This is a genomic window from Streptomyces sp. NPDC059256, assembly GCF_042753785.1.
Classification (GTDB): domain Bacteria; phylum Actinomycetota; class Actinomycetes; order Streptomycetales; family Streptomycetaceae; genus Streptomyces.
In genome coordinates this window covers 85071-104192 of record NZ_JBHYZO010000003.1, presented here as the reverse complement: position 1 = coordinate 104192, position 19122 = coordinate 85071, and the positions used below count along the sequence as shown (strand labels likewise).

18 protein-coding genes are annotated in these 19122 nt (G+C 69.3%); 5 read left to right on the top strand and 13 right to left on the bottom strand.

The features are described 5' to 3' along the window. Positions 1 to 126: 126 nt before the first annotated feature. Positions 127 to 1311: a helix-turn-helix domain-containing protein gene (locus ACFXJL_RS08485; protein WP_384690465.1), complete on the bottom strand. Its 1185-nt coding sequence runs from the start codon at positions 1309 to 1311 to the stop codon at positions 127 to 129. A gap of 353 nt (positions 1312 to 1664) precedes the next feature. Here ACFXJL_RS08485 and ACFXJL_RS08480 point away from each other — a divergent pair, with 353 nt between their 5' ends. Next, positions 1665 to 2171: an SsgA family sporulation/cell division regulator gene (locus ACFXJL_RS08480; protein ID WP_358877400.1), complete on the top strand. Its 507-nt coding sequence runs from the start codon at positions 1665 to 1667 to the stop codon at positions 2169 to 2171. Positions 2172 to 2260: 89 nt separating this feature from the next. Here ACFXJL_RS08480 and ACFXJL_RS08475 read toward each other — a convergent pair whose 3' ends face one another. Together ACFXJL_RS08475 and ACFXJL_RS08470 are read right to left on the bottom strand one after the other, a co-directional pair. Next, positions 2261 to 2638, bottom strand: coding sequence for a VOC family protein (locus tag ACFXJL_RS08475; protein WP_358877399.1), 378 nt, complete (start codon positions 2636 to 2638; stop codon positions 2261 to 2263). Between the two features lie 172 nt (positions 2639 to 2810). Further along, positions 2811 to 4178, bottom strand: coding sequence for an FAD-linked oxidase C-terminal domain-containing protein (locus ACFXJL_RS08470; protein ID WP_358877398.1), 1368 nt, complete (start codon positions 4176 to 4178; stop codon positions 2811 to 2813). A 207-nt stretch (positions 4179 to 4385) separates the two neighbouring features. Between ACFXJL_RS08470 and ACFXJL_RS08465 the strand changes: the two genes are divergently transcribed. Further along, entirely contained in the window at positions 4386 to 6056 is a 1671-nt protein-coding gene (locus tag ACFXJL_RS08465; protein WP_384690460.1) for a tetratricopeptide repeat protein, read from the top strand. Positions 6057 to 6135: 79 nt separating this feature from the next. On the opposite strand, the gene ACFXJL_RS08460 is transcribed toward ACFXJL_RS08465, so the two are convergent. The 5 genes from ACFXJL_RS08460 to hppD form a co-directional block, all read right to left on the bottom strand. Continuing rightward, complete coding sequence (locus tag ACFXJL_RS08460; protein WP_384690457.1) at positions 6136 to 6756, bottom strand: class F sortase; 621 nt, start codon at positions 6754 to 6756, stop codon at positions 6136 to 6138. A gap of 79 nt (positions 6757 to 6835) precedes the next feature. Next, entirely contained in the window at positions 6836 to 7228 is a 393-nt protein-coding gene (locus ACFXJL_RS08455; RefSeq protein ID WP_358877395.1) for a hypothetical protein, read from the bottom strand. A gap of 138 nt (positions 7229 to 7366) precedes the next feature. Further along, positions 7367 to 9322 (bottom strand): sensor histidine kinase, encoded by a 1956-nt coding sequence (locus ACFXJL_RS08450; RefSeq protein WP_384690454.1) that lies wholly within the window; start codon positions 9320 to 9322, stop codon positions 7367 to 7369. Then, positions 9309 to 10094 carry a response regulator transcription factor gene (locus ACFXJL_RS08445; protein ID WP_358877393.1) on the bottom strand — a complete coding sequence of 262 codons (786 nt, stop codon included), beginning with the start codon at positions 10092 to 10094 and terminating at the stop codon, positions 9309 to 9311. The genes ACFXJL_RS08450 and ACFXJL_RS08445 overlap by 14 nt, the downstream gene beginning before the upstream one ends. Before the next feature lie 128 nt (positions 10095 to 10222). After that, on the bottom strand, positions 10223 to 11368 hold the full coding sequence (gene hppD / locus ACFXJL_RS08440) for a 4-hydroxyphenylpyruvate dioxygenase (RefSeq protein ID WP_358877392.1): 1146 nt from the start codon (positions 11366 to 11368) through the stop codon (positions 10223 to 10225). A 133-nt stretch (positions 11369 to 11501) separates the two neighbouring features. Here hppD and ACFXJL_RS08435 point away from each other — a divergent pair, with 133 nt between their 5' ends. From ACFXJL_RS08435 to ACFXJL_RS08425, 3 genes are all read left to right on the top strand, one after another. Beyond that, on the top strand, positions 11502 to 12011 hold the full coding sequence (locus tag ACFXJL_RS08435; protein WP_384690451.1) for an Lrp/AsnC family transcriptional regulator: 510 nt from the start codon (positions 11502 to 11504) through the stop codon (positions 12009 to 12011). Positions 12012 to 12092: 81 nt separating this feature from the next. After that, on the top strand, positions 12093 to 12839 hold the full coding sequence (locus tag ACFXJL_RS08430) for a helix-turn-helix domain-containing protein (protein WP_384690448.1): 747 nt from the start codon (positions 12093 to 12095) through the stop codon (positions 12837 to 12839). 107 nt (positions 12840 to 12946) lie between these two features. After that, entirely contained in the window at positions 12947 to 14224 is a 1278-nt protein-coding gene (locus ACFXJL_RS08425; protein WP_384691333.1) for an MFS transporter, read from the top strand. On the opposite strand, the gene ACFXJL_RS08420 is transcribed toward ACFXJL_RS08425, so the two are convergent. The 5 genes from ACFXJL_RS08420 to ACFXJL_RS08400 form a co-directional block, all read right to left on the bottom strand. After that, positions 14154 to 14942 (bottom strand): S16 family serine protease, encoded by a 789-nt coding sequence (locus ACFXJL_RS08420; protein ID WP_384641743.1) that lies wholly within the window; start codon positions 14940 to 14942, stop codon positions 14154 to 14156. The genes ACFXJL_RS08425 and ACFXJL_RS08420 overlap by 71 nt on opposite strands. A 94-nt stretch (positions 14943 to 15036) precedes the next feature. Then, a complete protein-coding gene (locus ACFXJL_RS08415) occupies positions 15037 to 15678 on the bottom strand; it encodes a helix-turn-helix domain-containing protein (protein ID WP_329019606.1) in 642 nt (213 codons plus the stop codon). A gap of 753 nt (positions 15679 to 16431) precedes the next feature. Further along, complete coding sequence (locus ACFXJL_RS08410; RefSeq protein WP_358877562.1) at positions 16432 to 18222, bottom strand: DEAD/DEAH box helicase; 1791 nt, start codon at positions 18220 to 18222, stop codon at positions 16432 to 16434. A gap of 309 nt (positions 18223 to 18531) precedes the next feature. Further along, complete coding sequence (locus ACFXJL_RS08405; RefSeq protein ID WP_358877388.1) at positions 18532 to 18900, bottom strand: Fic family protein; 369 nt, start codon at positions 18898 to 18900, stop codon at positions 18532 to 18534. Then, on the bottom strand, positions 18900 to 19097 hold the full coding sequence (locus ACFXJL_RS08400; protein WP_358877387.1) for a hypothetical protein: 198 nt from the start codon (positions 19095 to 19097) through the stop codon (positions 18900 to 18902). The genes ACFXJL_RS08405 and ACFXJL_RS08400 overlap by 1 nt, the downstream gene beginning before the upstream one ends. Positions 19098 to 19122 lie beyond the last annotated feature (25 nt).

Below are 19122 nucleotides of genomic sequence, written 5' to 3'. Positions count from 1 at the left end.
TGCGCAGGAGAAAGGCCGCGATCGACCAAGCGATCGCGGCAGTGCGTCTGAACTGCATCGTGCCGATGAACAGAGACCGGAAGTATCAGAGGTCATTGATAGCGCGGGCCAGGAATTCACGGGCAGTCACATTCCGAGCCAGGCACCAAAACTGTTGAGCGTCTCGGGCATCCGTCGCTTCGCAGATTCAAGAGCGATGTAGGTCTCCCGCACGGTGGGGCTGTAGCGGGTCTGTTGCGGTGCGAGCTTGCGAGCACGGCGGAGGTTCGCGAAGGCTTCTCCGGTGTTGCCGGTCCACAGTTGCGCCTGTGCTAGTTCGGCGTGGTGATGAGCTAGTCGGGATGGCGGCCAGTCACTCGGGAATTGCAGGCCGGCTGCGGTCTGGACCGCCTCCGGGTACCTGTCCAATTCCGCGAGGACGCTCATCCGGTGGGCTCCCACGTTCGCCGGGCCGAAGGAGAGCCAATGCACCTTTTCGGCAGGTCCGGTCGACTCGGCCAGTCGCTGCGCCTCGTCAAGGTGGTCCATGGCCAGGGCCTCGCTCTTGCTTCGTGCCGCCAATACCGCCGCGCCCAGATGAATTTGACCGGTGACGACATCGCGTTCCTGCCCGGCAACGGCCAGCCCGAGTTGCTGAAGTCCGATCTGAACCAGCCGCGCCCCCGTTCGGTAGTCACTGGCTCGCAGATACGCAAGCGCCCGCAAATACTGGCGCATTCCTCCTATGACCGGGTCCGACGCCCGTTGAGCCGCCCAATCCATACGATCGAGGGCAACCATGCACAGATCCTGGAATCCCAGCTTCGTGGTCACGTCATAGGCCGTGCGGTAGGCACCTGCGAGCAGCCGCCAATTGCGGTCCTCCGGTCGGCGGTGCGCCACGGTGGTCGCTTCGGCGATCAGCGCGGGCAACTCGATCGCAACCTGCTTGATGTTGCTCTCCCGCACGAGCGCACACAGTCGCTCGGACTGCGCTTCGAGCTGTTCCGTCGGTCGCGGGGTGAGTTCGGGATCGGCGCCGAGGTCATAGAGGTTGAGGGCCTCACGGATCGGCTGGATGAGGCCGTCGAGTTGATCCCGCCGCAGTTCCTCCAGATAGGGCTGCCCGGTCAGCTGCGTCACCGGGACCGCAAGCGCCCGGGCGAGGGCACCGAGCACCGACGGACTGGCGGGGATCGCACCCTGCTCAACCTTGGTCAGGGTGCTGTAGGAGACGTGCGACAGATCGGCCAACTCGCGCTGGGTCAGCATCCGCGCCTTGCGATTGTGGGCGATTCGCGAGCCTGCGTGGTCGTTGAGGGACGGTGTCATGGGGGAGACCTCCTGATCCATGACCGAAGGTACCCACATTCCCCAGACCATGGCTCATGGTCCGGTACCGGAAGCACCCACCGGGTCGCAGCCTCTACGAGGTGACTCTGCAAGCGAGTTCGGGAGCGGCAACCGGTGCGTCGGGCGGCACCGGGCCGCCCACGAGGCAATAATCACTCTGTGCTACTGAATAAATGCAGAAAGTTCTTACCGAAAGTCGCGTCATAGTCGTGTGACCTGTCGCTCTCTTCTCACAGGGCTCACCCAAGGGCCTCAAAACAGGGTCGCCCGTACGTATACGTGCACACACGGAGTCGTACGGACGGGACACAGAAGAGAAGAGGGCCGTTGCTATGCACTCGATGGTGGAACGCGAGCTTGAGTTGAAACTGGTGCTGTCGCCGGAGCGGAGCATCCTGGTGCCCGCCCTGCTGACCTACCGTTCGGATGATCCTTTTGCCGTCCACGTCACCTTTCACATCGGGTCGGAGAACCCGGTGAAGTGGACCTTCGCCCGTGAGCTGCTGGTGGAAGGGGTGTTCCGGCCGTGTGGGCAGGGTGACGTGCGGATCTGGCCGACCAAGGTGGACGGTCGCAACGTCGTGCTGATCGCGTTGAGTTCTCCCGATGGAGACGCCCTGCTGGAGGCGTCGGCCGCGATCGTCTGCGCCTGGGTGGAGCGGACCCTTCGGCTGGTGCCGCCCGGGACGGAGTCGGGACAACTGGGCATCGACACCGCACTGGCGGACCTGCTCGCACCTCGCCGTGCGGACGGTCTGTGGGCCCGGGGGCACCACCCCGCGGGCGGCAAGGACACGCCGGGACCGCTGGATGATGCCCAGGATGGCGATGGCTGCTGACGATCGGTCCCGCGCCGAAGAGTGTCGTCGAAGTCCCGTCGCCCGACCGGAGGACCGGCAACGGACGGACGGGGCTTCGACGACACGGCCTACGGGGCGTCCGCGGTCAGAAACTCCAGCAGATGTCCATCGGGGTCGTCGATGTACACCCCGTGGCTTCCGGGGCGGCGGAAGATCTCCCCCGATGTCTGGCGGGCCGGGTCGGCCCAGTAGGTGATCTTCCGCTCGACGATCCTGGCGAAGATGCCGTCGAACTCCTCATCGGAGACCCGGAAGGCCAGGTGCTGCGAGGGCTGGGGGCCCTCGCGCTCATCGAGGTAGTCGAGGGTGACATCGCCGTCCAGGGTGAGGGCGACGAAGGGGCCGTTCGGCACGGGTTCGGGTCCGCCGAGGAGTTCGGAGAGGAATCGGGCTCCGGCGAAGCGGTCGGACACGTGGACGATGGTGTGGTCGAGACGGGCGGGCATGGTTCCTCCCGGGAGATTGCTCGAAAGCACCGCAGTGCGTGGTGAGTTCACCCTAGGAAGGGAGGCCGCGGCCGGGCATCGGGCGAAGGCCCTAGAACCGGGGGCATCCGTCGTAGGACCCCGGTCGGCACCGCACCGGTCCGACGGACGAGTCGCGTTCGAGCCAGTTGGCTCAGAAGACCTTGCCGGGGTTGAGGATGCCCAGGGGATCGAACGTCCGCTTGATGCCTTGCTGCAACTCCACCCCCACCGGGCCCAGTTCCCGTGCGAGCCATTCCTTCTTCAGCACTCCGACGCCGTGTTCTCCGGTGATCGTGCCGCCGAGGGAGAGGCCGAGCGCCATGATCTCGTCGAAGGACTCACGGGCGCGGCGGGACTCGTCCGGGTCGGCGTGGTCGAAGCAGACCACGGGGTGGGTGTTCCCGTCGCCGGCATGGGCGCAGACGCCGATCGTCAGGTCGTACTTCTTCGCGATGGCGGCCGTGCCGTCGAGCATGGCGCCCAGTCGGGAGCGCGGGACGCAGACGTCATCGATCATCGTGGCCGTCCTGACGGCCTCCAGGGCGTTGAGGGAGATCCTGCGGGCCTGGAGGAGCAGTTCCGATTCGGCGGGGGTGTCGGCGGGGACGACCTCGGTGGCGCCGTGGGCCCGGCACACCTCGGCGACCAGGGCCAGATCGGCGGCCGGATCGGGGGTGTCGAAGGCCGCGAGCAGCAGGGCTTCCGTGGACTCGGGCAAACCCATCTGGGCGAGGGCGTTGACGGCCCGTACGGTCGTGCCGTCCATGAGTTCCAGCAGCGAGGGGGTGTGGCCGCCCTCCATGATCGCGCACACTGCGGCACAGGCCGCCGCTGCCGAATCGAACTCGGCGGCGAGCACCAACTGTTGGGGCGGCTTGGGCTTCAGGGCGAGCACGGCCCGGACGACGACACCGAGGCTGCCTTCGGAGCCGACGAACAATCGCGTCAGGTCGTAGCCGGCGACTCCCTTCGCGGTGCGGCGGCCAGTGGTGAGGAGGCGTCCGTCGGCGAGGACGACATCGAGGCCCAGCACGTACTCGGCGGTCACTCCGTACTTGACGCAGCACAGCCCACCGGATGCGGTGCCGATGTTCCCGCCGATGGTGCAGGTCTCCCAGCTGGAGGGGTCGGGCGGATAGTGCAGTCCGTGCTTGTTCACCTCGCGGGAGAGCACGGCGTTGATCACTCCTGGTTCGACGACGGCGATCCGGTCGACGGGGCTGATCTCCAGGATGCGGTCCATTTTGATGAGCGAGAGGACGATGCAGCCGTCGGAGGCGTTGGCGGCGCCGGACAGACCGGTGCGGGCGCCCTGCGGAACGACGGGGACGCGCAGGGCGGTGGCCGTGCGCATCACGTGCTGGACCTGTTCGACCGTGCGCGGCAGGACGACGACGGCGGGCAGGCCCGCGTCGCAGAAGCTCGCCATGTCCCGGCCGTAGGAGACCATGATGTCCGGGTCGCTGATCAGGGCCTCGGCGGGGAGCCCGGCGCGCAGCCGTTCTAGGAGATCGTCCATGCTGCCAGCGTCGCACCCGGGGCCATCGGTGTGAACCCGTACGCCTTCCGACTCACACGGCGGGGAGCGTTCTTCGTATAGACCGACCGCTGACGCAGAGTGAACGCCATGAGCGGTGCGTCCGGTAGAAGCGGTATGAGCGGTAGAAGCGGTACGAACGGTCGAGACACTGAACTCAGTGGGAGCAGTGGCCTCACTGGCAGCGGCATGGACGGGGTCGCTGGTGGGCGTCGGCTGAACGCGACGATCGGTGCGTTGGTCGCCGCCGCCCTGGTCGGCGGAGTGTGCGCCATGGCGGTCGGCGGGGGCGAAGCCCCACCCCCGGCTCCGGGCCCGGTCGCCCGGGCACAGAGCGCAGCGGCCCTGGGAGCGCCGGCCGCGCTGAGCGACCTCGACGCCTTGATCGCCGATCGTTCCGGGTGGCTGCGCAAGCACCCCCGGGACGAGGAGTCCTGGGCGGTCCTGGGAACCGCACAGGTCGAAAGAGCCCTCCGGCTCGCCGACTGGGACGCGCTGTCCGAGGCGGAGGGCGCGCTGGAGCGTTCGTTGGAGATCGTGTCGGCGGACGCGGGCAACACCGAGGCGCTCCTCGGGCTGGCGGCCCTCGCGAACGCCCGGCAGGACCACACCACGGCACGCGATTGGGCCCGGCAGGCGCAGAAGCAGAAACCGCGGCGCTGGACGGTCTACCCGGTGCTGATCGAGGCGTACACCGGATTGGGCGACTACACGTCCGTCGGCAAGGCGTTGGAGACGTTGCACAAGCTGTACGCGGGGTCGCAGGCGCGGGTCGTCACCGCCCGGGTCTACCGGGACCGGGGCTGGCGGGAGGACGCGTCCGCCAATGCGGAGGACGCGGTGGGCAGCGCGGAGGGCGCAGCGGAGAAGGCGGCGGCGCTGTACGCGCTCGGGGAGCTGGCCTGGGAGCGGGGTGAGCCGCAGGAGGCGATCAAGCGGTACGACCTGGCGCTACGGCTCGCCCCCGACCACCATCCTTCGCTCGCGGCGCGCGGGAGGGCACTGACCGCGCTGGGGCGAACGGAGGCGGCGCTGCGCGACTACCAGTCGGCGCTGGCCAAGCGGCCCCTGGCGGAGTACGCCTTGGAGGCGGGCGAGTTGAACGAGTCGCTGGGGCTCGACGGCGATGCCGAAACCCAGTACGCGTTGGTGGGCGAGCTGGCGCGGAAGGCGACGGCGGGCGGCCGGAACGAGGAGCTGGTGGTGGGGCGGTACGAGGCCGACCACGGCGATCCGCAGGACGCGGTCGAACTGTTGCAGGCCGAATGGGACGGGGGTCGGCGCAGCATCCAGATCGCGGACGCACTGGGGTGGGCGCTGTTCCGGGCGGGCCGGGTGAAGGAGGCCCTGCCGTACGCGAAGAAGGCGACGGGCGAGGGGCTGCGCAGTCCGCTGTTCGCGTATCACCGGGGCGAGATCGAGCGCGCTTCGCAGCGGTATGGGCCGGCCCGTCGGTACCTCGGTCAGGCGCTGCGGATCAATCCGCACTTCTCCCCGCTGCTGGCGCCGGCTGCACGGGACGCGCTCGATGCCCTGGGGCAGCCGCCGCCCGGTGGACCGCGGAAGGTGACGGGGAGGGAGGGGATGGTGGTGAAGCCTAAAGCGGGCGGGGGCGCGGTGAACCCGGGCGGTGGCGGAACACCGTCGGGTACGGGGCAGGGGCGCGGCGCGGGGTCGGGGGCCGTGGGCGCTCCGCCCGCCAGACCGGCTGCACCTACGGAACCGGCGGAACCGGTCAAGCCCGCCAAGCCCGCGGAGCCGCAAGCGCAGCCCCGGCCGGTGCGTCCCGCGGCGTCCGGTCAGCCGGCGGGATCCGGCGGGGTGGGCACGTCGACGGGCGGGGGTGCGGGTCGGGAGTGAAGCGGCGCGCGGGCCAGGGCCGGGGTGTCCAGAGCCGGTGCACGGGCTTTCTTGGTCCTGCCTGTACAGGGCCGAGGGCTCAGCCCAGGGTCGCGTAGACGATGAGGTTGTCGACCGTGTGGCCTTCGGCGTCGTAGGCGCCGGAGCAGGTGACCAACCGTAGCTCGCGGCCGTTGGTCGGGCCGTAGACCTTCTTCGTCGGGAACGCCTTCTTCTTCACCGACTCGGTCCCGGTGACGGTGAAGCGGTTGGTGGCGCCCGAGGCGCTGCGCACGGCGATCTCCGCCCCTTTGCGGAGCTTTCCGAGGTCCTGGAAGACCGCGGGGCCCGACTTGGTCTCATTGTGGCCGATGATCACCGATGCGCCGGGTTCGCCCGGGATGGCGGCCCCCGTGTACCAGCCCGCCGTCATCCCTTTCTCCGCTGGTGGGACCTCGACCGTGCCGTCGCCGTTGAGCCCCAGCCGCATCAGTTCGCTGTCGACGCCGATCGAGGGGATCGAGACATGTACCGGGTCCTGGACCTTGGTGTCAGCCGCTGGTGCGGCGGCGGCGCCGGCCGGAGTGTTCGGAGCGGCCTTCGTCCCTTCCTTGCGCTCCGGGCCCTGCTCGCCCGAGCAGCCGGAGAGCGCGAGCGTGAGGCAGACGGCGAGGGCCGTGAGGGCGGGGGCGTCGCGGCGCCGGACGGGTGCAGTGATCATGACGGCTCCTGGGGGGACGTGGGACCGCAGTGGCACCGGTCGGCCGGTGCCACTGCGGGAGGAGGCTGTTTCAGTGGTGTCAGACCTGGCCGTCGACGGCATTGCGGCGGCGGATCACGAGGACGCCCGCACCGGCCAGGAGCAGGCCCGTGGAGGCCGCCAGCAGCGGCATGCTCACACTGCTGTCGTCGCTGGCGGCTGCTGTGGGCTGCTCACCGGCGGCCACCCCGCCCCGCGGCATGACCGCGGGGCGCGTGGCCTTGTCGGCTCCGGGGCGGCTCTCGGATGTGCCGGACCCGTCGATGATGACGCGCTTGACCTTCTCCGAAGGCGACGGCTTGACGGTGGCGTCCAAGGAGACGACCGGCGTGGGGCTGGAGTCGGCCACGGCCACGGCGGCGGGGGCCAGCAGGGCGCCGGCCGCCGTGACGACGACGGCGAGAGCACGCAGGGACAGGCGAGGGGACGACATAGAGATGGCTCCATTCCAGTTCATTGCGTGAGCACCCGGGCCGCTCGAAGGCGGCGCCCGTGCAGCCCGGCCGGCCGTGCCGTGCTGCGGAAGTGCTCCGTATGCCCGTAAGGCTGGACTGGAGATATGAAGAACCTGTCAGATCGTTGTGATCCGGGGATCAGGGCCTTCCACCGGGTCGGCGGCGGCCGTCGGAAGTCGCAGGGTGAACGTGGAGCCCTCCCCCACCCGACTGCGGGCATCGACCGTGCCGCCGTGGGCCTCGGCCAACTTCCGTACGATCGCCAGCCCCAGACCGCTGCCTCCGGTCCTGCGGTTGCGGGACTTCTCCGCCCGCCAGAACCGGTCGAAGACATGCGGCAGGTCTGCGGCGGGGATGCCGGCCCCGGTGTCGCTGACCGCCACGTCCAGCCGGCCGGCGGACCCCTGCGCCCGGAGGGTGACCGAGCCACCGCGCGGGGTGTGGCGCACGGCGTTGGAGACCAGGTTGCCGATGGCCTGACGCAATCGCACCGGATCGGCGAGCAGCGTCGGAACGTCCGGGTCCACGCGGACGTGCAGGGCGACGCCTTCCGATTCGGCCCGCGCCTGGTGGGCGGCGGCGACCTGGCCGAGGAGTTCATCGATCCGTACCGGTTCGGGATGGAGCCGCAGCGCCCCCGCGTCGGCTTCGGCCAGGTCCTGGAGGTCGTCGATGATGTGTTGGAGCTGTACCGCCTCTTCGAGGAGCGAGGAGACGAACGCCGGGTCAAGGTCGGCGATTCCGTCCTGGGCGCCCTCCAGCCAGCCGCGGATGTTGCTCAGCGGGGTGCGCAGTTCATGGGCGACGTCGCTCACCATCGCCCGGCGCTGGGCTTCGAGGAGGGCGCGATGGGCTGCCATGTCGTTGAAGGCGACGGCCAGCCGTCCGATCTCGTTGTCCGTGGTGACGGGTACGGGAGCGGTCCGCTCGCCGTCCTTCATCCGCTGGGCGGCTCCGGTGAGCGCGAGAAGGGGCCGGACCAGTCGGGTGGCGGCGAGCACGGAGGCGCCCACGGTCAGGGCGAGCACCAGCGCGGCGACACCCGCGATCTGGACGGTGTTCGCCGGTGAGAGGTCAAAGCCGGGCGGCTCGGCTCCCACCGGATCGTCGATGAACAGAAGCGCGGGCGGCGAGACATGGGCGCGGAGCTGCGCTTTGCGAGCGGTGTTCACACACGTGGCGGTGTCACGGTCCGCGGCGCTCTCCATGTGTCCTGGTGGACTCGGCATGGGTGATGCGATGGTGATCACGGGCATGCGTGATTTGGACAGGATGTCCTTGGGGCCGCGCTGCCAGGAGAGGTCGAGGTCGACGTTGACCGGTGCGTGGCCCTTGTCCTTGAGGCACTGCGTGGCCAGTTCGTTGAGTGCGGCGAGTGCCGTGCGTTCCGTACGGGTGGGGGCGTCCAACTCGTCGAGCCCGATGACGGCGCAGCGAACGCCGTGCACGCGTTCACCGTCCTGGCCCACGACCTCGATGCTCGGGCGTCCGCTGGGGGTGGGGACCACATCCGCGGCGACACCGTTGTCGGACAGACAGCTGACGATCCGCTTGGCGATCTTCTCCAACTTGGTGCTCTCAGCCGCCGTCAACCGGAAGGGGCCGACGGCCCTGGGGTCGATGCCGTCGGTCGTGCCCGCTCCGGTCCTGCTGGTGGCGAGCCCGGTGTCGGCGGCGAGCGGGTTCAAGACGGCAGCGTTCCGGATGGGTAGCTCGGCCGGCTGGGCGGCGGCTTCGGCGGAGTCGGCGATGGGCTGCCGGTTCTGGGTGGTGAGCACGATCCGGCGGTCGTACTTGCCCGCGAGGGTCTGCACGGTGTTCTGGACACCGTCCCACCGCGGATGGGTGGCGGCGTAGGCGAGAAGGGTGTCGTAGATGTCGGTGTCGTCGGTGAGGTTCTGGCCCTGCTGCTCCTTGATGGCACCGGAGGTGCTCTGGACGGCGAGCCAGGCGGTGGCGGCCACCGAGCAGGCGGCGACCAGGGTGGAGACGGCGAGCAGCCTGCCGAGGAGGCTCTTGCGCAGGGGCAGTCTGGTGCGGCCCTCGCGCGAGGGGGCTTTAGGACCGCGCATCGCGCACGCCCGAAACCGGTCGTATCGGCCGCTCGGGCGCTGCGGCTCGGCCGCCGTGCGAGACCGCGGACGGCTTGGGGGCGGACAGTTTGTAGCCCACCCCGAAGACGGTCACCAGCCGCTGGGGCCGTCGGGGCTCGGGTTCGATCTTCTTTCTGAGGTTCATGATGTGGACGTCGACCGTCCGGTCCCCGATGTACCGGGTGAACCCGTGCAGCTCCTCCAGCAGTTGCTGTCGGGTGAAGACGCGGCCCGGCTCGGCCGCCATCGCCGCCAGGATGCGGAACTCCCCCGGGGTGCACTCCACGTACTCGCCGTCGACGGTGACTTCGTGGCGCTCCGGATCGACCGCCAGGGCGCCCACGGTCAGCGCCGTTCCGGTCTTCGGCTCGGCCGGGTCCGCCACTCGGTTGCGGCGCAGCAGCGTCCTCACCCGGGCCATCAGCTCACGGGGGCTGTACGGCTTGGTCATGTAGTCGTCCGCCCCGAGGTCCAGTCCCAGCAGGAGATCATCCTCGGTGGAACGGGCGGTGAGCATCAGGACCAGGAGGTCGAACCCCTCGGCGCGCAGGATGCGCAGCACGTCGAGACCGTCGCACTTGGGCATCATCACATCGAGGATGAGCAGGTCGGGCGGCTGTCGGCGCACCAGGTCGACGGCGGCGCGCCCGTCGCGTACGACCGTGGCGGTGTGCCCTTCCCGTTCGAGATAGCGGCGGACCAGCTCGGCCTGCTTCTCGTCGTCCTCAGCGATCGTCACATGTGCGCACACACGGCCGATCGTATGCACCCGCGTCGAACGGGACGGTGGGCGGGACCCTCACTGGTCCCGCCCACCGGTGCCGTACGGCCCGAAGGCGCCGTGCGCCCGCCGCTGAGGCGTGCGCCCCCGCTGGGCCGTCAGAGATTGCCGCGCTTCTCCTGCTCGCGCTCGATGGCCTCGAAGAGCGCTTTGAAGTTGCCCTTGCCGAAGCCCATCGAGCCATGGCGCTCGATCATCTCGAAGAAGACCGTCGGTCGGTCCTGGACCGGCTTGGTGAAGATCTGGAGCAGATAGCCGTCCTCGTCCCGGTCGACGAGGATCTTCAGCTCGCGCAGGGTCTCCACGGGGACCCTGGTCTCACCGGCCCACTCGCCGAGGGTGTCGTAGTACGAGTCGGGGGTGTCGAGGAACTGGACGCCGGCGGCGCGCATGGAGCGGACGGTCGCCACGATGTCGTTGGTGGCCAGCGCGATGTGCTGGACACCGGCGCCGCCGTAGAACTCCAGGTACTCGTCGATCTGCGACTTCTTCTTCGCGATCGCCGGCTCGTTGATGGGGAACTTCACCTTCAGCGTGCCGTCGGCGACGACCTTCGACATCAGTGCGGAGTACTCGGTGGCGATGTCGTCGCCCACGAACTCCTTCATGTTGGTGAAGCCCATCACCTTGTTGTAGAACGCCACCCAGTCGTTCATCCGACCGAGTTCGACATTGCCGACGCAGTGGTCGATGGCCTGGAAGGTCCGCTTCGCCGGGGGCTCCACGATGGGCGCGGCGGCGGCGAAGCCGGGGAGGTAGGGGCCGTCGTAGCGGGAGCGCTCGACCAGGGTGTGCCGGGTCTGGCCGTAGGTGGCGATGGCGGCGAGCACGACCGTGCCGTGCTCGTCCGTCACCTCGTACGGCTCGGTGACGCCACGGGCGCCGTGCTCGGTGGCGTACGCGTACGCGGCTCGGGCGTCCGGTACCTCGATCGCGAGGTCGACGACGCCGTCACCGTGTTCGGCGACGTGCTCGGACAGGAAGCGGCCCCACTCGGTCGCCTCCTTGATGACGGAGGTGAGGACGAACCGCGCCCCACCGTTCTCCAGCACGTAACTCGCTGTCTCCCGGCTGCCGTTCTCCGGTCCGGAGTAGGCGACGAGCTTCATGCCGAAGGCCGTGGAGTAGTAGTGGGCGGCCTGCTTGGCGTTGCCCACGGCGAAGACGACCGCGTCCATGCCCTTCACCGGGAAGGGGTCGACCTTGCTCGCGGTTGTGGGGTGGTGATCGATGGTCTCAGTCATAGCGACAGACTCCTCTCGCTCCACAAGGTGCGCAATAGTTCGTCACAACGCTAGGCAATCTGCACTATCAGGGTCCACGATGGTCCGGCTTTCTGTACAGGATGACCACCCAAAGGCCCCATGGGAGTGCAGTGTGGCGATCGATCATTTGGACGGCCGGCTGATCGAGCTGTTGGCACGTGAACCGAGGATCGGCGTACTGGAGGCATCGCGCCGGCTCGGAGTCGCGCGGGGGACCGTACAGGCGCGGCTCGACCGGCTGCGCACCCATGGTGTGCTGCGCGGCTTCGGGCCCGATGTGGACCCGGCCGCGCTGGGGTACCCGGTCACGGCCTTCGCCACCTTGGAGATCAAGCAGGGGCAGGGGGCGGACGTCAGGGCACATCTGGCCACTGTTCCGGAGGTGCTGGAGTTGCACACCACCACCGGGCAGGGGGACATGTTGTGCCGACTGGTGGCACGGTCCAACGCCGACCTCCAGCGGGTGATCGACCGTGTGGTCGGGTTCGAGGGGATCATGCGCGCTTCCACGGCGATCGTGATGGAGAACCCGGTGCCGCTGCGGATCATCCCGCTGGTGGAACAGGCGGCCCGGGAGGGGGGCCGGCCGGGGCCCGGGCGGCCCGAGGAGCCGTCCGCCTGAGGAGCCTTCTGCCGCTCTCACGGTGGCGCGTGACGCAAAGCAATGCTTGCAAAGCTTTGTTTGCAACCTTACCTTTGCACCATGCACGAGCATCAGCCGGATTCCCGCTACCGCCCTCTGGACCCGCGGTCGCTGCGGGGCATCGCCCACCCCCTGCGGCTGCGACTGCTCACCGCATTGCGCCACGACGGACCGGCGACCGCATCACAACTGGCGGAGTCCCTGGGTGAGTCCAGCGGTGCCACGAGCTACCACCTGCGCCAACTCGCGGCGCACGGCTTCGTCGAAGACGCCCCGGACCTCAACAAGGGGCGCGAGCGCTGGTGGCGGGCTTCCACCGAGGGCACGAGCATCGACCACTCGATGTTCCACAGCGAGGACCCGGCCGTCCGTGGAGCCGCCGGCCTGTTCATCCAGGAGGTCGCGGCCCAGCACGCGGAGGAGGTCAGCGGCTGGCTCGACACCGCCGACGAGTGGCCCGAACAGTGGCGTCGGGCATCGGACCTCAGCGACTTCACGCTACGCCTGACCCCGGAAGCGGCCAGGGAGCTGAACCGGGAGGTCCATGCACTGATCGAGAGCTACCGGGACCGTGAGCCCGCGCCCGAGGACACGGACGAACTCGATTTCGAGCGCCGCGCGAACCCCCAGCACCCCGAAATGTCCAGCAACCCCGAAGGCTCCGCCCGCTCTGCCCCGGCCACCGCACGAACGGACGCCGATCGAGCCGCCCAGGTGCGCATCCACCTCCATGCCTTCCCCCGCACCCCTCGCACGGCCCGGGCACCTCGCGCCCCCGGGTCAGCAACCGAAGGGACCCCGCCTTGACCACCGGAGAGACCCCGACCGAAGCAGCTGAAACACCAGAAGGGCCCGGCCCGGCCACGAACGACGCGACCCCGGGCGGCCCTCATCGACGCGGCCCGCTCGCCCATGTGCTGGCGGCCAACGCCGTTTCCATCACCGGTAATTCGCTCACCCTGGTCGCCGTGCCCTGGTTCGCCCTGGAGACCACCGGCAGCCCCGCCAAAGCTGGTCTGGTCGCCTTCTGCGCCACCCTGCCCGTCGTCGTGGCGGCGATCGCGGGCGGCCCCATCATCGACCGCACGGGCCGCCGCCGGATCAGCATCATCTCGGACACCGTCTGCGCAGTCTCCGTCGCGACGATCCCCTTACTCCACTACGCGGACCTCCTCCACTTCTGGATGCTGTGCGCCCTGATGGCGGTGACGGGCCTCTTCCACGCCCCCGGCGAAACCGCGCGCTATGTCCTGCTGCCCCAACTCGCCATGGTCGCGGGCACCCCGATCCCCCGGGCCGCGAGTATCTTCGACGCGGTGTCACGCGGTGCTCGCATGGCCGGCGCCGCCCTCGCGGGCGTACTGATCGCCCTCACCGGCGCGGAGACCGTCCTGCTCCTGGACGCCCTGACCTTCGCCGGCTCGGCCCTGCTGATCTACTTCGGCGTACGGAACGTCGCCGCGGCCGAACCCAGCAAGAACACCCAACCCGTCTCACTGCGCACCTACACGGGCGAACTCCGCGAGGGGTACTCCTTCCTGCTGCGCGACCCCCTGCTGTTCGGCATCACCCTGATGATCATGCTCACCAACGGCCTCGACCAGGCATGGAGCGCCGTACTCCTGCCCGTGCACGCCAAGGAGAACCTCGGCGGGGCCGGTGAACTGGGCATGCTCGTCGCGCTCTTCGCCGGCTGCGCCCTGCTCGGAGCACTGCTGTACGGAGCGATGGGCGAGCGGTTCCCACGGCGGGTGGTGTTCACGGTGGCGTTCATGATCGCCGGAGCACCGAAGTACGTGGGGGCCGCGCTGACCGACGGGACCGTACCCCTGGCCCTGATCCTGGCGGCCGGCGGGATCGGCGCCGGAATGATCAACCCGATCCTCACCACCGTCGTGTACGAGCGGGTCCCGGACGCGCTGCGCAGCAGGGTCGCGGGCGTCACGGTGGCCGGAGCGCTGCTGACCACGCCCCTGGGCGGACTCGCGGCCGGCTTCCTCATCGAACAGGTGGGGCTGTGGACGACCCTGTGGGTCCTCGGAGGGATCTACTTCGCGGCGAACCTGGCGCCCGCGGTCTTCCCCTGTTGGCGGGAGCTGAACGCACCCCCCGTGAACGCACTCAGCAAGACGGCACCTTCCCCCCGGCGTCCAGCGCGCGAAGGGACTCCACGGCGCCCTGGAGCGAGGTGACCGGGATCAGTCGCAGCTCCTTGGGCGCCTCGGCGAGAGCGTCCGAACACTCCCCCTCCGGCACCAGGAAGACCGTTGCGCCGTCCCGGGCCGCGGCCTGCGTCTTCAGCGACACCCCGCCGACCTGACCGACCTTGCCGGTCGGGGAGATCGTGCCCGTACCCGCGATGCTGCGGCCACCGGTGAGATCGCCCCCCTCGCCGTTGCCGTCGAGTTTGTCGACGATGCCGAGCGAGAACAGCAGTCCGGCACTGGGACCACCGATATCGGCGAGCCGCAGGGTGACCTTGACCTTCGCGGGGTCCTCGTCCAGGTAGGCGAGCGCGGCCAAGGTGGCATCGTGCTGCGATTCCGTCATGTCCTTGAGATTCCGCTCGGCGACCTCCCCGGTGGACTTGCCGCTGGGGTAGACGGAATCTCGCGGCAGCACCGAACGGTCGGTGCGGAACCAACCGTCGACCACCTCTCCGACGCGGATGTCGGCGGCCGGACCCGTGGCGAGGATCGTGGTCATCCGCAGGGCGCCCTCGGGGGTACGGACGGGGGCGCCACTGATGGAGATCACGGGCGTGCCCTTGTGCGTGCCCAGCACATTCGCGGTGTCCCCGGGCTGCGCGATGACGTACGGCAGCGGTGCGAAACCGACGACGCCGAAGAGGGCCACGAGGGGAACGGCACTGAGGATGAGCGCCCGCGGGCGCGAGAGACGGGAGAGCACCGACCCAATCTATCCGGGCCGGGCGGGGTGCCGGGACCGCACGGGGGCGCAGCCCGCACCCGCCGAGCTCATGGCCCCACGGGCGGGGGAAGGGTCAGCGCAGGGCGTCGGCGACCTCGCGGGCGGCGTCGACCACCCGTGGGCCCACTCGCTCGGGAACCGAGTCGGCGAGCATCACCACACCCACGCTCCCCTCTATCCCGGTGACTCCCACGAGCGGTGCAGCCGCGCCGCTGGCACCGGCCTCCAACTCGCCGTGGGTGAGGGTGTAGCCGGGGTCGTCGGCGTGGCCGAGTCGCGCGGCCAGTATCGCCTTGCCCGCCGCACCCCGGTCCAGCGGATGACGGAAACCGGCCCGATAGGCGACGTGGTAGTCCGTCCAGGTGGGCTCGACGACGGCGACCGCGAGGGCCTCCGCGCCGTCCACCAGGGTGAGGTGCGCGGTCGCACCGATGTCTTCGGCGAGGGCCCGCAGCGCGGGCATCGCCGCCTCGCGCACCAACGGGTGGACTTGTCGACCGAGCCTGAGCACACCGAGGCCGACCCTGGCCCGCCCGCCCAAGTCCCTCCGGACCAGGGCGTGTTGTTCCAGGGTGGCCAGCAGACGGTAGACCACGGTCCGGTTGACACCGAGCTTGTTGGACAGCTCGGTGACGGTCAACCCGTGATCGGTGTCGGCGAGCAGCTTGAGGACGCGCAGTCCTCGGTCGAGCGTCTGGGAGGTCTCCGCGGTCACGACGCCCTCTCCTTCGGAGTGAGTGACGGCGGATCCTCGCGGTCGTGTCCGCGGTGCCGGTCGCGTCGGCACCGCACCCAGAGGCCGCCGGCAGGCCATGGCACACCGGCTGGGCTCCGCGGCTCGTGCTGCCACGGGAGCGGTTGTATTGCCCGGACAGTAGCGATCCGGTCCGCTCAGCGGAAGACCTCGTCCAGAATCCGGATGCCCACCCGTGATATTGGGTGGGTTGGCAACCGTTCGAACAGTACATCCGCCCCCGACCCGCTCATACCGGATTGCGCCAACAAGTACCTGAGCACGGCTCATCGCCCCCTGTGCTCGGGAGAAGTGGGAGTGGCACCGGGTCGAGGGCCTGGGCAAGTGGGCTCGAAGGGGCGAACCACCGCCCCGGGAAGAGGTCGATCGCGGCCGTGTGCCAGTCGATCGTGGTCTGTGCGGCGGGCCGGACCAGGCGGTGGCGGTGGGTCCTGGGCGGACGGTCGCGGTGGGTCCTGGGCGGACGGTCGCGGTGGGTCCTGGCCGGACGGGCGCCTCGCACGGGCAGCCGTCGCCGCCACGCCCGGTACGCACACCGGTACCGAATCCCGACCGTCGGCGGATATCCGCAGACGGCGGCAGATGTCCGCACCGGCCGAGATCAGTAGACCTGCCTCCGCGGGTACGGCACATCTGCCCTGACGTACGGCATGCACCGCACGCCCGTCGAGCGTCCGCCGGGAGCGCCTCAGCGGTCCCGGACGGACGGTCACATCAACGCATCCGCGTGGCCCACTCCTGGACCTTCTTGATCCGCTCACGGATCTGTCCGGCCGTCGCCTCCGCGCTCGGCGGCCCGCCGCACACCCGGCGCAACTCGGTGTGGATCACACCGTGGGGCTTGCCGCTCTGATGGACGTAGGCGCCCACCATCGTGTTCAACTGCTTCCGCAGTTCCAGCAGTTCCTTGTGCGAGACCACCGGACGGCGCTCGGCAGGCAGCTCCAGCAGATCGGCCTCGGTATCGGGCTTCTTACGGCTGTGGGCGATCTGCCGCGCCTGACGCTTCTGCAACAACATCTGGACCTGATCGGGCTCCAGCAGCCCTGGGATGCCGAGGTAGTCCTGCTCCTCCGCGCTGCCCGGATGGGCCTGCATCCCGAACTCGGCCCCGTTGTACATCACCCGGTCGAAGACGGCGTCCGACTCCAGCGCCTCGAAGGGCAGCATGTCCTGATCGCCGGTGTCCTCGTCCTGCTCCCGGTTGGCTTCGTCCATCTCCTTCTCGGACTCGGCGTACGGGTCCTCATCGCCGTTCTTCTTCGGCCGGTCGAGCACATGATCACGCTCGACCTCCATCTCATTGGCGAAGGTGAGCAGCATGGGGATGGTGGGCACGAAGACCGATGCGGTCTCGCCCCGCCTTCTGGACCGTACGAAACGGCCCACCGCCTGGGCGAAGAACAGGGGGGTCGAAATGGTGGTGGCGTACACGCCGACGGCCAGCCGGGGCACGTCCACGCCCTCGGAGACCATCCGGACCGCGACCATCCAGCGGTCCTCGTTCTCGCTGAACTCGTCGATGCGTTTTGAGGCACCGGTGTCGTCGGAGAGGACGACGGTCGCCTTGGACCCGGTGATCTCACGGATGAGCTTGGCATAGGCGCGGGCCGAGTCCTGGTCGGAGGCGATCACCAGACCGCCCGCGTCCGGGATGGACTTGCGGACCTCGGTGAGCCGTTGATCGGCGGCCCGCAGCACATTGGGCATCCACTCGCCGCGCGGGTCGAGCGCGGTGCGCCACGCCTGCGAGATGGCGTCCTTGGTCATGGGCTCGCCGAGGCGGGCGGCGATCTCGTCCCCGGCCTTGGTGCGCCAGCGCATGTTGCCGCTGTAGCTGAGGAAGATGACGGGCCGCACGACGCCGTCCCCGAGGGCGTTGCCGTAGCCGTAGGTGTAGTCGGCGGCGGATCGTCGGATGCCGTCGTTGCCCTCCTCGTAGGTCACGAAGGGGATCGGGTTGGTGTCCGACCTGAAGGGCGTACCGGTCAGTGCGAGCCGACGCGTCGCCGGGTCGAAGGCTTCGAGGCACGCCTCGCCCCAGGACTTGGAATCACCGGCGTGATGGATCTCGTCCAGGATGACGAGGGTCTTGCGCTGCTCGCAGCGGTTGCGGTGGAGCATGGGGCGTACGCCGACACCCGCGTAGGTGATCGCGACGCCGTGGTACTCCTTGCTGAGCGGGCCCGCGCTGTAGTCGGGGTCCAGCTTGATCCCTATCCGCGCGGCTGCCGCGGCCCACTGCTTCTTCAGGTGCTCGGTGGGCGCGACGACGGTCACCTGCTGGACCACGTGGTGGTGCAGCAGCCAGGAGGCGAGGGTGAGCGCGAAGGTGGTCTTCCCCGCGCCGGGGGTGGCGACGGCCAGGAAGTCGCGGGGCTGTTCCTGGAGATATCTCTCCATCGCCCCTTGCTGCCAGGCACGCAGCTTGCTGGCGGTACCCCAGGGGGCCCGGCCTGGGAAGGCGGGCGAGAGGTGGTGGGAGTGGGAGGCGGTAGTAGTCACGGTCTCCGGTTCGACGCTCGTCCAGGGCACGACGCGGCGGGGGGTGCCACGGGTGGTGTACGGGTATGACAACCGGGCCACCCTACCTGTGTGACCACGCCGGTCCGCTCCGGACGACGCCCCCGCGGACGGTGAGATGGACCTCACGGGCATCCGCCACGACGGCCCACTTCACCCTCATCGGGGGATTCCTCCCGGGTGTCGACCACTCCCCCGGGTGGCGAAGACCACCACGGGGAGAGGCTTGGACACCGAGGGTCGTGGATCCGTGTCGATGGGCGGATTCGGGCTTAGTGAGCGGATTCGGGGTCAGTGAGCGAATTCGGGCAGCCGGGCAGCGATCCCGGGCACATCCAGCGCGCCCTGGCACACCTCCAGCACAAACGATTCCGCACTGTCCACGTCGAAGGTCGTGGACAGCCGGTGGCCGTTCAACTGGAGGAAGACCCAGGTCGCATACCAGGCGATGCGCTTGTTGCCGTCGACCAGCGCATGGTTGCGGGCGAGCGACTCCATCAGCGCTGCCGCCTTGTGCCAGACGTCCGGATACGCGTCCTGGCCGAATGCACTCGACCGCGGACGGGCGAGAGCCGAGTCGATCAGTCCGTGGTCGCGCACCTCTCGGGTGCCGAGCCGCTCGGTGAGGTCCAGCAGCTCGGGGCGGGTCGGATGGCGCATCAGGCGAGCCTCCGGTTCAACTCCGCACTGACCTTCAGCACGTGCTCGGCCGCCTCGTCGAACAGCCGCGAGTGCTCCTGGACCGCCCGGACGATCGCGTCGTACGCGAACGACTGCGGACTCTTGCCGTCCGCATCGGCGCACGCGCGCAGTGCCCGGGACTCTTCTTCGGTGAGTTGTATGTGCAGACCGGCCATGCCCGGACGGTACCGGCCGGTTCGC